This window comes from Halanaerobium congolense (assembly GCF_004366375.1).
In the GTDB taxonomy this organism is placed as follows: Bacteria; Bacillota; Halanaerobiia; order Halanaerobiales; family Halanaerobiaceae; genus Halanaerobium; species Halanaerobium congolense.
The window spans coordinates 85,836-101,322 of the sequence record NZ_SOEF01000002.1 but is presented as its reverse complement, the minus strand read 5'-3'; the positions used below and the strand labels follow the sequence as shown (position 1 = coordinate 101,322).

Here is a 15,487-nt window from a genome sequence, read left to right as displayed (position 1 = left end):
AATTTCAAGTTAAATTTTGAGCAATTTTTTTTATTCTGCGCAAACGGTGATTAACTCCTGATTTACTAAGTTCAATCATTTCTCCTAGCTCTTTTAGAGAGGCATAAGGATTTTTTCTTCGAAGCTCTGCCATCTCCCTTAATCCAGGGCTTAATGAATCGAGTCCATTTTCTCTCTCAATAATATCTATATATTCCAGCTGATCCATTGCAGCTGATACTGATTTTTCTAAATTTGCAGTTTCAAAATTAACTCTGCGGTTAACATCATTTTTTAATTCTTTAATAATATGATCATTTTCCATCTTTAACATAGCCTGATGGGCCCCAATAATATTCAATACTTTAACAACTTCAGCATAACTTTTAAAATAAATCACTTTATAACCTTTATGCTCTGTTTGGTGTGCTTTTAAATCAAATTTAGACAATAGTATTTTTAGATCATCGGCCAAACTATCTCTTTCACAGCGAAATTCTAAATGATATTCGCTCTGCGGGCTATTAACAGAACCACCGCCTAAAAAAATACCGCGAAGATAAGCTTGAGCCAGCTTTCTAGAAGTTAAATATTCCTCCTTAATATGAAAAACTAAATTGTTTTTCGGAGTAAGAAAACCTAATTCTAACAAAAATTCTCGTACTCCAGGTTGAGGAGTAACAATAATATCATAACTGTGGCTTAAATTGAACTTTCTATCCCGCCTAACTCTAATTTCTATACTAAAACCAAAACGGTTTTTTATTAAAGAATAAATTCTTCTAGCTAAGTTTCCGTGATACAGAGTAACTTTAACAGCTAAATGTTTATTAGAGATTTGAATTGATCCATCTATTCTGATCAAAGCAGATAACTCTGATAACTGTTCAGAATAACTATATTTATCTTTATGAGTTAACTCTTCTTTAACTTTATCTGTAAAAGACATTTAATCTCCTTTCAGAATAATCTTTAAGACTACAATATATTTTAACACATCTTATCTAATTTCAATTATACTTCTTATTTAATTCGTAAATCAGTTGGGCTAATTCATCCGGATCATGACGCAAATAACTATTTTTTTTCAAAAGATCAGCTTCTATAATTTTAACTCCCAAATCTTTTAAGCGCTGATGATCAATTTTAACCGGATAAGCACCCTCAGCTTCATATTTTTTTTGTAATTCTTTTGTCCCCTGACGATTATTTACAATGATGTAATCAAAAATCCCTGGACCACAGTGGTCAATAATAGCTTTAGCATGATCTGCAGCAGTATAATTATCTGTCTCACCAGGCTGGGTCATAACATTACAAACATATAATTTTAAAGCATCTGTATTTTTAATTTCTTCAGTAATTCCTTTTACTAATAAGTTTGGTAAAATACTGGTATAAAGACTACCAGGACCGATTATAATAACATCAGCTTTGCGAATTGATTCTCTAACTTCAGGAGTTGTACTTGCATTTTCTGGATATAAAAAGACTTTATTTATTTCTTTATCATAAACCGGAATAGCTGATTCTCCCATTCTTTTTTCCTGATCATGGTAGACAGCCCCCAATTTAATATCTTCATTTGTTGCCGGCAGAACTTTACCTTTAATTGCTAAAACTTTACTTGAGGCTCTAACAGCTTCTTCAAAATCGCCAAGAACTTCTGTCATGGCAGCAATATATAAATTACCAAAACTGTGTCCCTCCAGACCACCTTCAGATTCAAAGCGATGTTGAAATAATTTTTCCATTAATGGTTCTCTATCTGCTAAAGCAACAAGACAGTTCCGAATATCACCAGGGGGTAAAATCCCCATTTCATTTCTTAATCTGCCAGAACTACCACCATCATCAGCAACTGTGACCACTGCTGTCAAATTATCACTATTCTTTTTAAGCCCGCGCAGAAGGTTTGAAAGACCAGTTCCCCCTCCAAAAGCAACAATTTCAGGTCCTTTATTAGATCTTCGCTTTTCATATAACAAGTCTAAAATTTCAGCATGAGGTGTAATATGAGTGTTAAATTCTAACCTTATTTTTAAGAGAGAATAATATGTCAAAGAAATCCCACTTAAGATCATTAACAAAGCTGTTAATTTCAAAATTAGATTAGCTTGTTTACCAAAAAATATATTTAATATTGAAATCAATTCATTTGTCACATAAACACTGAGATCAAAACCAAATAAAGGGGTTATCCCTACACTAATTAATACAAAAGAAAATATTATAACTAAAAACCATCTTTTAACTCCTAAGCCTGGGAAAAACCACTTTGGCAAATTCATAATTACACTTCCTCTATTTTTCGATATCCCTGTGTTCTATATTAATACTAAAATCTTGATTGGCTAAAAACTCTGCCAACTTAATTACAGTAGTTACCGAGCGATGTTTACCACCAGTACATCCAATTGCTATTGAAAGATGACTTTTTCCTTCTCTTTTATATTCTGGCAGTAAGAAATTTATTAAATCAAAAAATTTATTATAAAATTTTTCTGTAGCTGGCCATTTCAAAACATAATCTCTAACTTCCTGATCCTTACCCGTTTTTTCTTTTAGAGATTCTACATAATAAGGATTAGCTAAAAATCTAACATCCATAACTAAATCAGCATCTCTGGGGATTCCATATTTAAAACCAAAAGAAATTAAACTGAGATGAAGCGAATTTTTGTCAGCTCCGCTTAAAAACAGCTGATTTAATTCTTCCTGTAATTCAGAAATTTTTAATTCTCCTGTATCAATAATTTTAGTGGCCCTACCTCTTAATTCTTCTAAAAGTGTTCTTTCTCTTTCAATTGCATCTAAAATTCTACCTTCTTCATCCAAAGGATGTCTTCTTCTGGTTTCTTTATACCTTCTGATTAATACATCATCAGATGCTTCTAAAAATAATATATCATAATTCAAATTCATTTTTTCTATTTGTGATAACTCTTTATATAGTTCATTAAAAAATTCTCTTCCCCTTATATCACTTACAAGAGCGATTTTTTCTAAATCAGACTGCAGACATAGTTCTGCAAATTTTGAAATTAAAGCAGGAGGTAAGTTATCAACACAAAAGAAGCCTCTGTCTTCAAAATAATTCAAGGCCAGAGATTTACCTGCTCCTGACATACCTGTAATAAGTAAAAATTCCATCTAAGTAGTAGTCTCCTTCCAAAATGTCTTTTGTAAAATCTATTCTTGACTGCAGTAATCTAAAAACTTCTTCTCCGGTGCCCTCATAATATTTAAAAACTTAAGTTTAGAAACCTTTATAGGTTTCTTCCCATAAAAAACATCTGCATTATTTTCTAATTTATCAATTGTTGCCAGACCTAAAGCATTATTAACTGCAAAAAACTTTTTGTAACCTTTAAGTTCTTTTGGTAAAGCCTGATAATATTTTTTCAAAGCTGGAATATGACTTTTTAAATCACTCAGCATTTTTGACAAGGCTTCAAGCGCTTTTTCTTCATTCCTTGAATTAGATAATTCTACCTCACTGATATTTAATTCTTTTAGAGGCCAAAAATGTTTATCTCTGCTTTCCAAATCTTCTCTAATATCTCTAATTAGATTTACTTTTTGCAAAAACAAACCTGCTTGATTAAAATTATCTAATAATACCTGCTGCTTTTTTTGATTAATATCAAACTTATAAATAATAGTTTCAGTTAAAAAGCCTCCAACAGTTCCTGCTACATAATAACAATATTCATCAAGATCTGCAAAAGTTTGAACTTCTTTTGTTAAATATTTTTGCATTCCCTGATTCATTTCCTGCAGCCATTTATGTGATATTTTCTGGATATCCAAATCAAAATCTTGATAACACTGATAGATCAAATCAATGTTTTTAGTAAGTTTCTGCAGAGATTCAGACTCAATTAATTCTGATTTATCTTTAATGACTCTAAAATCCGAGCTGCGGTCATATTCCTCTGTAGAAAATATTCTGCTGACTTTATCCATCATTTCTTTCTGCAGTTCCAAATCCGGAGGATGAATCTCATCTTCAAAATTATCTAATATTCTATCCTGCAGATAAGCTAAAAGCACCTCATTTTTTATTTCCTCATCTAACATAGGAATTGTTAGTGCAAAACTTCTAGAAACTCTGCTTAAAATATCTTTGGCAAATTCCATAGGATCTGATTTCATTATCTCACCTCATCACAAACAAAAATTTATTTCTCATATTTAAATCTAAAAATAACAAAAATTAATAATAACATATATAATACCAATATAGCTATTGAGATTTTATTTATCGACATCAAATAATCTACAACTGTTGGTTCTGTTTCAGCTTTTTCAAAATCAATTTTTAAATACGGAAGCTGCGGCAGTTCTCCCTTTAAAATCTGTTTTTGGCTTTCCCCTCCTGGAACTAATATATCAAGAACTCTAGTACTTTGAGGATTAGAACTCTTATTTCCAGAATATATCTGCCAGTAACTTCTGCTGTTTGATAATGAACGAAAGTGATCATAACCAAAAGGATCAAAACTCCCAATCAAAACAATGATTTTACTATTTTGAGCTAAATTAATTTCAGCTTTAGGGATTTCTAAAAAAATAAAATTTCCATCTCTATTTACTGAGATATTATCATTTGAACTGGGAACCATAAGTGATAAATCATTAATATTAAGTATTGTTTCTTTGCGGCTGTTTGGATTAAATAATTTAACCCAAAAACCACTGATTTTCAAAAAATTGTCCCAATAAAAGTCATCTTTAAAACTTATATTAGCTCCGTCATTAAAAAGTTGATTGCTGCCACCCGACTGAGTGTCAAGATAAAGTTCTATTAAAGGTAATGAAAAATCAAATTTTGCCCTCCAAGGATCAGTTAAATTTGAAAAAGAAAATCTAAATTTATAATTGGCTTCACCTTCAAAAATTGTCAGAGAATTTAAGTCAAATAAATGACCTCTATTTTGAAAAATATGATTTTGAGGATAATAATAATCTCCTGGACCATAATCATCTCCGACTCCATCAATATGGTTAAAAATAACTTTATAGCCATCTGCATTTACAGCTGATGTTAAAGAAAAAAGACATATAACTAAAATTATAATCAATTTTAAGCTTTTATTCTTCATAATTTTAAGAGCCATTTTTACACCTCTACTGTAAATACAGAGTTTTATTTATTCATAATATTTTCTGTGAAGTCGACAGCTGCATTATAGCCCATAGTTTTCATCCTATAATTCATAGCGGCAACCTCAAGCACTAAGGCTAAATTTCTACCTGGTTTAACTGGAATTACAATTTCATCAATCTCTAAATCCATTATTTCAGTTTTGCGGCTGTCAATGCCAAGTCTTTCATATTCTTCCCCTTCTTCCCATCTTTCTAATTTAATGGCAAGATTAATAGGAGAATCATGTTTAACAGCACCTGCACCAAACAATGTTTTAACATTTATTATACCAATTCCCCGCATCTCTAAAAAATAGCGGGAATTATTGGGAGCAGAACCACTTAAGCGCAATTCGCCAATTTTTTTGATTTCTATAATATCATCTGCAACCAGCCGATGTCCTCTTTTTACAAGCTCAATAGCAGTTTCACTTTTTCCGATACCACTTTGTCCCTTAATTAAAACACCGATACCATAAATATCAACTAATACACCATGTATTACTTTAATAGGAGCTAGTTTTTCCTCTAAATAATTAAGAAGCATACTGCTAAATCTAGTTGTTGATATTTTTGTTGAAAAAACTGGTATCCCATTTTCATTTGCCTTATCAATTAAATAACTTGGTACAGCCTCGCCTCGAGCAATTATAATACAAACTGGGTCATGGATTACATATTCATCTATTCTTTTTTTTAGAATTTCTTCACCAAGCCCTTTTAAAAAAGACAATTCCGTTCTACCAATTAAATTTACCCGCTCAGGTGCAAAGTGCTTCCAAAAACCAGCCAACTCTATTCCTGGTCTTTTAATATCACTAACCTTTACTTCACGTTTTATACCAGAACGTCCAGCTCGAATTTCTAAATCAAAACGATTGAATATATCAAGAACTAAAACCTTATCTTCTTCATTCATTTTTCATCAACTTATCTTCCATTGCTACAGCAATAGCGCCCATTAAACCAATATCTGATCCAAGTTCCGCTTCTGTAACTGTTACTATTTCTAAAGGCCCTGGTAAGGCAATTTCCTTCATTGTTGCTAAAGCCTGATCTAAAAAGAGATCAGAAGCTTTCATTACTCCACCACCTAAAATTATCATTTCTGTATTAAAGATATTTACAACATTACCTAAGCCAATACCTAAATAATAGCCAGCCTTTTCAAAAATTTCGCACGCTGCCTGATCTCCCTGATAAGCAGCTTGAGCACAAATGACAGCATCAATATCTTCGACAATATTATCTGCTAATTCAAGCATTTTTTTACTTTTACCAGCTGCTGCCGCTTCTCTTGCTTCGCGTCCGATGGCAGTTCCTGAAGCAAAAGATTCTAAACAGCCGTGGTTACCACAACCGCAGAGTGGGCCATCTGGATCAATAACTGTATGTCCTATCTCACAGGCATTATCATTAATTCCTGTAAAAAGTTCTTTATTAATGACAGCACCACCACCAATACCAGTTGAAATAGTTAAATAGACCATATTATCTACTGTTCTTCCGGCACCAAACCACTTTTCACCTAAAGCAGCAGCATTAGCATCATTTTTTAAGATAGTTTTAATTCCCAGTGCAGACTCCATCCTTTCCACAAGAGCTACATTTTTCCAGGGTAAATTCGAATTTTCAATAATAATTCCCTTTTGAGCATCAAGTGGCCCCGGACTTCCGATACCTAAAGTTTTTACCTCCTCTTTTTTTACTCCTGCTTTTTCAATTACTGTTTCTATAGTCTCTATCATATTTGCAATTATTTTATCTTCACCAAGATTAGCCTCTGTTTCTTTACGGGATCTTGTGATGATATTACCCTGAGTATCGGCAAGACCTGTTAAAATTTTTGTCCCACCTAAGTCCAAACCTAAATAATATTCTTTCATAAATTATTCCCCTCTCAAATTACTAAATATGCTTTAATACTTAGCAAGTATTGCTTTAGTACTATGTATAATCAATAATCCAATTATCCCAATAAAACCTGCTGGAAGTCCTATCCCAATAACTGTTAAAATAGCTGTTAGAACGAAAACCACTAAAAATAATAATAAGGAAAAAATTATATTATCTAAACTTAAAACTAAAGCATTTTTTAAAATTTCTTTAAATGAGCTCTCTTTTTGAATAATCAAAAGACCCCAAAAATAAATTTGGTAAATCGTAAAATAAATTAAAAAATAGGCAAATAAAAAAGCAAAAGCCAAAAGCCAAATATTATCCTGGCCTCTAATTAAGAAAAATCTTAAATCCACTGCAAAGATTATATACAAAATTAATGAAAATAAAAAGGCTAAAAATCCCCGCCAGAATTCATTTTTAAAATAACTAAAAATTGATTTAAAAGCAATTCTTCCTTCTTCCATAATTTGATCAGCACCATAAAGTGAAGTTAAAAATAGTGGACCTAAAAAAATCACAGGAATTAATAACAGCAAATACAAGCCACTATTCAGTGCAATTAAAACAAAAAATAACAATAAAAAACTGCCGATAAACCAAGCTGTGCTTAATAAAACAAACTTAAATAAATTTTCATAAAAATCTTTAAAAGTGGATTTCAATATTGAAAAAATTTCCAAATAAACCCCTCCAAATTTGCTCAGCTAACATAGCTGACTCCTATCTTTTATTATAACATATATAGCTTAAAATTGCATAATTCTGAAGGCCCAGCAGTGCTATTTCTGAGCTGGGATTTCTAAATCTAAATCAAAATACTGTTTTAAATATCTTGCTATCCCAAAATCATTATGATTAGGTGCTGTATCATCAGAGTGTTCATGCAGTTCTGAATGAGCATTCTGCATTGCAACTCCTTTTCCAACCCATTCGATCATTTTTAAATCATTGAGTCCATCCCCAAAAGCCATAATTTCTTCTCTTTTAATACCATATTTAGCTGCAAGTTCTTTTAAGGGAACTGCCTTAGAAATATCCTTTTTAGTAATTTCAATAAAAGAAGGATAAGAAGAAGAAAGCTCTATTTTACTATCAAAATTTTCTTCTAAAAAGTTTTTAATCTCAACCTGTCTATCTTCATCTTCTTCAATTATTAACATCTTAGTCGGTTCAGCATCTAAGAACTTATCTAATCTACCAACATAATTAGGCTCTATCCCTGAAATTTTATAATATTTATCTGTAAACTCATTTTCTTCTGCAACATAAAGCTTATCATCAATATACAGCTGTAAATGGTAATCATTTTGAACTACCATTTTAGTAATTTTATCAGCGGTTTCAAATGGGATTGGCTCATGAAAAAGCTGTTCTTCATTTATCGGGTTTACAACTAAAGCTCCATTATAAGTTATGATTGGATCAACCATTTCTAAACGGCTTGTATGTGGTTTAGCTGAACAGTACATTCTACCGGTAGCAACAATAGTCCTAATTCCCTTTTTTCTAACTTTTTTTACTGCTTCTATAGTTTTATCATGGAGTTGATGCTCAATATCTAATAAAGTTCCATCTAAATCAAAAACTATTAATTTAACACTCATTTTATTATCACCTTTTCTAAAATTATTATTTTCTTATTTTCTTATTTTTTTTAAAAAAATGGCCGGGTTCCCCCAGCCCTATAAGTAATTAAATTGCAAATATTATTTTATGAATTTAGCAGAAAAAGCATATACCTCTTTTTTTATTTGCTTAAGTTTTTCTTCATCCTCAAGGTTTTTTAAAGCTTCAAAAATAAATTCTGCTATTTTTTTCATTTCTTTCTTTCCCATACCTCTGGTTGTAACAGCAGGAGTTCCAATTCTGATTCCACTTGTAACAAAGGGACTTTTGGTTTCAAACGGAATTGTGTTTTTATTTACTGTAATACCAACTTTATCTAAAGCTTCTTCCGCTTCTTTCCCAGTAATATTCATATTTGTTAGATCAACAAGCATCATGTGATTTTCAGTTCCACCAGATACAAGTCTCATTCCATATCCTTTTAAAGCTTCTGCTAAGGTATGGGCATTGTCAATAATCTGCTGCTGATAATCCATAAATTCATCTGTTAAAGCTTCTTTGAAACCAACAGCTTTGGCAGCAATTATATGCATTAACGGTCCGCCCTGTAAGCCAGGGAAAATAGCCTTATCTATTTCTTTGGCATATTTTTCTTTACAGAGTATCATTCCACCTCTTGTTCCTCTTAAAGTTTTATGTGTTGTAGTTGTTACAAAATCAGCTGTTTCTACAGGATTAGGGTGCAGACCAGCTGCTACTAGTCCAGCAATGTGAGCCATATCAACCATAAAGAGAGCCCCTACTGAATCAGCAATTTTTTTGAAGGTTTTAAAATTAATTACTCTAGGATATGCACTGGCACCTGCCACAATTAAGTCTGGTTTATGTTCTTCTGCCAAAGCTTTAACCTGATCATAGTCTATAATTTCTTTATCCTTTGTCACTCCATAATGAATAAAATTATAATATTTACCAGACATATTCACCGGGCTGCCGTGTGTTAGATGACCACCGTGGGTTAAGTCCATTGCTAAAATTGTACCACCCTTTGGTACCTGAGAAAAATATACTGCCTGATTAGCCTGTGAACCAGAATGTGGTTGAACATTAGCATGTTCAGCACCAAACAACTTTTTTGCCCTTGCTATAGCCAGTTCTTCTGCTTTATCAATTACCTCACAACCCCCATAATATCTTTTACGGGGATAACCTTCAGCATATTTGTTGGTCAGCACTGAACCAGCCGCTTCCATTACAGCAGAACTAACAAAGTTTTCTGAAGCAATTAATTCTATATTTTGATCTTGTCTCTTTTCTTCTTCCGCAATTACAGCTGCTATTTCTGGATCAATTTTTTTAAGTTCCTGCATCAAAAGCTCATCTCCTTAATAATTTTTAAGTTAAAATTTTTATTCAACTGATTTTATTATTTCCTTAATAAACTACTTCTCTAAAAGCGAAGTAAATCCTTCTTAAACTTCTGGCTGCTTGTTTAAAATAAAATTCAAAAAATTAAATTTAATTTAAAATGAAAAAGACCGGAGTTAGTCCCCCGGTTTTTTCAAAAATTTATAAATTTATAAATTTATGCCTGTTTATGCTTGACTGATAGCATCTACTGGACAAACTGCAACACAAGCTGCACAATCGATACATTCATCAGCATCAATTTCATATTGTGTATCACCTTCACTGATACAGTCTACAGGACATTCTGGTGCACATGCACCGCACAAAATACAATCATCTGAAATTACATGAGCCATTTGTTGTTCACCTCCTGCTATTCAGCTTTATTAAATTATTTGTAAAAAGTTCACAAAACTATTATAACCATCCAGAACTAGATTGTCAACTACTTTACAAAATTAAAAACTGTATTTTAAAGAAAAGGATGAGAAATCATTATCTTCGAATTGACCAAAGGTAGTATCCTGGTCTCCTCTAAAAATCTTATGTGCAAAAGTTAAGATTAAATCCTGTTCCAATTCATAGTCTACTGCAGCTTCTAGAATGTAATCATTGTCATTTAAATTATAGATCCAGGTTAATTCTGGAATAATTTTTTCATTTTGATAACTATCTTCTAATTTTAAGATAGCTCTATTTGTAGTGTAATCTCCATCTTCATCATATTCAGCATCAACATTGCTGCCTTGTAGAATATTATTTTCAATTTGATCATCATCTAATATCTTTTCACCGGTAAACTGCAGGTTTAGATTGAGATTACTAATTGGTAGATCACGATCTCCACCAATAACCCAGGCAATCTTATTATTTCTAACAGTAGGATCATCTCCAGCAGTATCATCTGTTCTATAATAAGCTAACTCAAAACGACTATTAATATCTGCAATCACTCGGGCCAGCTCAAAACCAAAGACGTCAACTGAATCATAATGAAGGTCAGCAGCTTCTAAAACTGAAGAAAATGTACTATTTCCAGCTTTAAATTCTTTATATTTGGCATTTAAAGCAGCTTTATCATAACCTGGTGTTCTTAAATATCCATTATAATAACTTAAACCATAATCAGTACCACCACGGCTGTCTGTAAATCTTAAGCCAAATTGATTATCTTCATCAGCTGCAGCATCTTTCACCTGTGAAATAACCTCTGCTTCTGTTTGATTAGTCGCGGCAGAAATTTTTCTTAATGTCAAATCAGACAACTGAGCTGTAAAAGGGTTAATCACCCAATTTCCTAAAGGACTCTCTGGATCCTCTGCCAGACGATTTGGAGTAAAATCAGGAGTATAAACAAATTCTAAGTTAGCATTTCCTCCTCGAAAATAACGATCAATTTTAATCATTTCTTCCCCAATTTGTCGGTCCTTATATTCAGGATTAATAAAATCACTCATATCTTCAGCATTTAAATTATCAACTACATGAACTTTATCACCTTTACCCCAGATAGTTACATGTTTACCAATCAAAAAATTATATTTTTTTCCAAAATATCTGTAGTAAAGTTCATTAAATTCTATTTCTTCTACTGCTCCAGGTTGAAAATCAATTAATACTTTAAATTCATGAGTTTTACCGGGATAGCTGAACTTAAGATTTCCAGTTAAATTTTCATCAATTTCTCCATCATCAGAGAATATTCTAAATTCTGGTTCTAATTCACCGGTTATATCTAAAGCTTCATCTTCCACTTCACTTTCATAAAAACCACCACCATCAAAAGCTGCTGCTGGAATAGCTAAGCAGAGTATAATCAACATCGAAAAAACTAATGATTCAAACATCTTTCGTTTCATATTAAGACCCCTCCCCCGGGTAAGTCTATATTTTATCTACCAGTTTTTAAGAACTGCTGGCTAAATCTTTTATCATTAATTTCAACATTATATTCCAGCAGATAATTATTATCTCTTTTCTTAACATATAGATTTGTTTTGTGACCACTATCTAAATTTTCCATTACAGTTGAAAATACTGTCCAGATACCATCAATTTTTTCGATATCACTCTTAATTTTCATTTCTTTATAAAGTTCTTTGCTATCTTTGTCATACATTTCAATTTTAACTGGAATATAATGTTCTTTAGTTATCCAGCTGATAGTCTTGGCATATTGTTCTTCGGCTGGATTTTTAGGAATTGCTTCCACTACATAAGTTTCATAATCATTATATTCTTCTTCTTTTAATAATTTATATTCAAAATCATCAATTTCTCTGGATTTCAGATCATCATAGGTAAAATCAGACCCCATAAAGGAATCTCCACCCTGTCCACCAGAGATTCTGCGGACTCGACCTAAATCAGGCAGATAGATCCACTGGTCATCATCTTCCCCATCATTTTCTTTCTGCAAAAATCTTGTGTTTTTAATAGAAGAAGGCTCGTGAAAAATTATGATATTATGATTGAGATCTTTCTCAAAATCAACTTTCTGGGACCAGACTTCTAAAACCCTCGGTCTAACATCACCATTAGCATCAATTAAGTCCATTCCCATCAAAGCATGTCTGCTGTCACCAGTATCTCGATTATCTACTCTTTCCATAATTTCACGTCCATCAATAGCTGCAGCTGTCATATTTAAACTGCCAACAATAAATAATGTCATTAAACATATTGAAATAATTTTTATTTTCTTCATTATAATTTTCCTCCCTCTTTAAATTAAAGTTATCTCTTTAATACTAGCTTATTCGCAGTTTTTTAATGTTCTTTGCTAATGAACTCTGGTTTAAATATATTTAATAATAACGGTAAAATTGTTAATGATGCTATTGAAGATGTACACATTGTTACCGCAATTAGAAAACCTAAATAGATCAATGGATAGAAATTAGAGAATAAAAGCACCAGGAATCCTGCTGCTACAGAAATAGCATTAAAAATTATAGCTTTACCTGTAGTAGTTAAAGTTCTTTGAGTTACTAAATGAAGATCATCCTCTTTTATTCTTTCAGCATGATATGAATGCAAGAAGTGAATTGTATAATCTACCCCAATACCTATAGCTATAGAAGCAACCATAGCTGTTCCAACATCCAGCTTTATTCCTAAATGGCCCATTAAACCAAAATTAATGATTAATGAAAACGCCAGTGGAATAATTCCATATAAACCAGCAATAACTGATCTAAAGGAAATAGCAACAATTAAAAAGACTATAATAAATGAAATTATTATACTTCTAGTTTGACTGCTAACTATTAAATTGTTAGCTTCTAAGGCCATTGCTGCATTACCGGAAACAGTAAGCTTGTAATCTTCCGGGAAATTATCACTATAATCATAAATTTCTTTTCTTACTTTTTGGGCAGCTAAGTTGCTGGGATTATTCAGCTGTAATAACATCTGGGCTTTATCTGGTTCTAACTGATCATTAATTAAATCATCAACACTGCCGGAATATAATAACAGATATTGCGAAATTAAATTCTGTAAATTCTGTTTAGATGCTGCCCCATATTTATCTAAATCAGTCGGAATTTCATAATAAGCTGCAGCCTGATAATTCATTTCTTCTGCTAATAAATTTACTAATTCTCCTGCATTAATATTCTTTTTTTTCGCTCTTGTTAAAGCAGCATTTAAGAGTTGGATAAATTCATACTCTGAAATATTTTTTTCTCTAGCAGGGCCTTCTAACACCTCTCGTTTAGGTTGAGAATTAGTTGATTTTTTGTTTTCAGTTTGATAAAAACTGGAACTATTAGCTTCTGAATTCTTATTAGTTTTCTGAGTATCTTCTTTATAAAAACTTGATGCGCTCTCTTCACTATCATCTTCATAAAAACTAGAACTGGTTTCTAAACTCTCATTAGTTTTCACAGCATTTTCTTCACTGTTAGTAGAAGTTTTAGTTGTTTCTGCCTCTGGATAATTCATTACCTGGTTCATTCTTTTAATATAGTCTGTTATCGAAGAGGCTTTACCAACTTCATCAAAATGAGAAACTAAATGCTGCTGCAGCCCATCCATCTGGGTTAAAATATCAGGATGATTTAAATCTCCCATTTCTTCACCTTCTACCATAACCCTCATGATATTAGTACCTGCAAAATTATCATTAATAAAATCATCTGCCTGTCTAATTTCTGTATCTTCTTTAAACATCTCAATTAATGGAGTATCTACAATTATATCTTCAAATCCAAGAAATGAACCACTTAAAATTAAAACAGCAAGAATAATCATGCTTATTCTTCTTTTAGAATAAAAATTATGCAGTTTTTCTAAGATTGATTTAAACTCTGCAGTTTCAACATTTTCAGCTAGAACATCATTCTTTATGTTAGCAATTATAATTAGTAAGGATGGAATTAAAAACAGAGCAACTATAAATGCTGCTGCTATCCCAAATGCTGTAAAAATACCAAAACTTTTTATTGGTACAATTTGGCTTGAGGCCAGTGAACCAAAACCAGCTATTGTTGTTAAGGCTGCTAGAAATACTGCTTTTCCCATTTTATCTACTGTTTTAATAACCAATTCCTTCTGCTCTGATACTGAAATTTCACCCTGGTATTCATTAAGATAGTCATAATAATGGCTTAAAATATGAATTCCATAGGCACTTCCTACTGCAATTAATAAGACTGGTATTACTGTTGAAACCAGAGTCAGGTTAATACCAAGAAATGCCATTAAACCAATAGCCCAGATACTGCTAACTAAAACTGTCATCAAAATTAAGACAACTGCTAAACTTCTTTTGAAAAATAGATACAGTATTAAAATCAAAACTCCTATAATAAAAGGGATTAAATACTTAATATCCTCGAGCATGCTGTGTCCCATTAAAACATTAACAGCTGTAGCCCCTGCGATATATATTTCTGTATTATTATTCTGATAGCTATCTGTTACTTTTTTAATTTGATAATAGGCTTTTTCTTTCTCTTCATTATTTAAACCATCATTTAGACTAATCACTATCTGGGTTGATTTGAAGTCATCTGAATACAAATTATTTTCATAAAGATCCCAGTTTAATGTTTTGCTTTTTATTTTTCTACTTTCTTCCTTATTTGTGGGTAATTCTTCCACAAGTTCTTCTACAATCATCCCTTCAGAACTACCTTCAATATAGTCAGCATTTGTTAATGAAGTAACTTCGTCAATACTGGGAATATTTTCTAGTTCAGAACTTAATTTTGACAGTGTCTCTAAATTTGGGGGACTAAATATCTCTCCCGTTTTAAATTTAACCGCTGTCACTATGCTATCACTTTCTCCAAATATCTCATCTAATCGATTATTGCTTATTTTTGTTGGATGATCATCTGGTAAAAACACCTGAATATCATTATTAATTTCTATTTTAGGTAATTGAAAAATAAAAAAAACGGTTATTAATGATATTATAATTACTATTAATTTATTGTGTTTTAATATTTTTCTCATAGATTAATGCTCC

At 31.7% G+C, this 15,487-nt stretch carries 14 protein-coding genes; all 14 read right to left on the bottom strand.

Annotated features, from left to right (window positions below; translation table 11 throughout):
- Positions 1 to 4 precede the first annotated feature (4 nt).
- Entirely contained in the window at positions 5 to 928 is a 924-nt protein-coding gene (whiA, locus tag C7954_RS01315; RefSeq protein ID WP_073159612.1) for a DNA-binding protein WhiA, read from the bottom strand.
- Positions 929 to 989: 61 nt separating this feature from the next.
- Positions 990 to 2,270 carry a gluconeogenesis factor YvcK family protein gene (locus tag C7954_RS01310; RefSeq protein ID WP_089655191.1) on the bottom strand — a complete coding sequence of 427 codons (1,281 nt, stop codon included), beginning with the start codon at positions 2,268 to 2,270 and terminating at the stop codon, positions 990 to 992.
- 13 nt (positions 2,271 to 2,283) lie between these two features.
- Positions 2,284 to 3,132, bottom strand: coding sequence for an RNase adapter RapZ (rapZ, locus tag C7954_RS01305; protein ID WP_133505738.1), 849 nt, complete (start codon positions 3,130 to 3,132; stop codon positions 2,284 to 2,286).
- Between the two features lie 39 nt (positions 3,133 to 3,171).
- Complete coding sequence (locus tag C7954_RS01300) at positions 3,172 to 4,137, bottom strand: squalene/phytoene synthase family protein (protein ID WP_089722816.1); 966 nt, start codon at positions 4,135 to 4,137, stop codon at positions 3,172 to 3,174.
- A 26-nt stretch (positions 4,138 to 4,163) separates the two neighbouring features.
- Entirely contained in the window at positions 4,164 to 5,102 is a 939-nt protein-coding gene (locus tag C7954_RS01295) for a glucodextranase DOMON-like domain-containing protein (protein WP_073159604.1), read from the bottom strand.
- Positions 5,103 to 5,131: 29 nt separating this feature from the next.
- The gene (gene hprK / locus C7954_RS01290) at positions 5,132 to 6,049 is read right to left on the bottom strand and encodes an HPr(Ser) kinase/phosphatase (protein ID WP_073159602.1); all 918 of its coding nucleotides are present in this window, start codon (positions 6,047 to 6,049) and stop codon (positions 5,132 to 5,134) included.
- A complete protein-coding gene (locus tag C7954_RS01285) occupies positions 6,042 to 7,016 on the bottom strand; it encodes an ROK family protein (RefSeq protein WP_073159600.1) in 975 nt (324 codons plus the stop codon). Before C7954_RS01285 ends, hprK begins: the two co-directional genes overlap by 8 nt.
- 33 nt (positions 7,017 to 7,049) lie before the next feature.
- Positions 7,050 to 7,712: a DUF624 domain-containing protein gene (locus C7954_RS01280; RefSeq protein WP_073159597.1), complete on the bottom strand. Its 663-nt coding sequence runs from the start codon at positions 7,710 to 7,712 to the stop codon at positions 7,050 to 7,052.
- Positions 7,713 to 7,811: 99 nt separating this feature from the next.
- A complete protein-coding gene (locus C7954_RS01275; RefSeq protein WP_073159595.1) occupies positions 7,812 to 8,636 on the bottom strand; it encodes a Cof-type HAD-IIB family hydrolase in 825 nt (274 codons plus the stop codon).
- Positions 8,637 to 8,738: 102 nt separating this feature from the next.
- Complete coding sequence (locus C7954_RS01270) at positions 8,739 to 9,968, bottom strand: serine hydroxymethyltransferase (protein ID WP_134058532.1); 1,230 nt, start codon at positions 9,966 to 9,968, stop codon at positions 8,739 to 8,741.
- A 225-nt stretch (positions 9,969 to 10,193) separates the two neighbouring features.
- On the bottom strand, positions 10,194 to 10,364 hold the full coding sequence (locus C7954_RS01265; RefSeq protein WP_073161013.1) for a DUF362 domain-containing protein: 171 nt from the start codon (positions 10,362 to 10,364) through the stop codon (positions 10,194 to 10,196).
- A 102-nt stretch (positions 10,365 to 10,466) separates the two neighbouring features.
- Complete coding sequence (locus C7954_RS01260) at positions 10,467 to 11,867, bottom strand: DUF1302 family protein (RefSeq protein ID WP_134058529.1); 1,401 nt, start codon at positions 11,865 to 11,867, stop codon at positions 10,467 to 10,469.
- A 32-nt stretch (positions 11,868 to 11,899) separates the two neighbouring features.
- Positions 11,900 to 12,715: an outer membrane lipoprotein-sorting protein gene (locus C7954_RS01255; RefSeq protein WP_243833630.1), complete on the bottom strand. Its 816-nt coding sequence runs from the start codon at positions 12,713 to 12,715 to the stop codon at positions 11,900 to 11,902.
- 62 nt (positions 12,716 to 12,777) lie between these two features.
- Entirely contained in the window at positions 12,778 to 15,474 is a 2,697-nt protein-coding gene (locus C7954_RS01250) for an efflux RND transporter permease subunit (RefSeq protein ID WP_134058523.1), read from the bottom strand.
- Between the last annotated feature and the right edge of the window lie 13 nt (positions 15,475 to 15,487).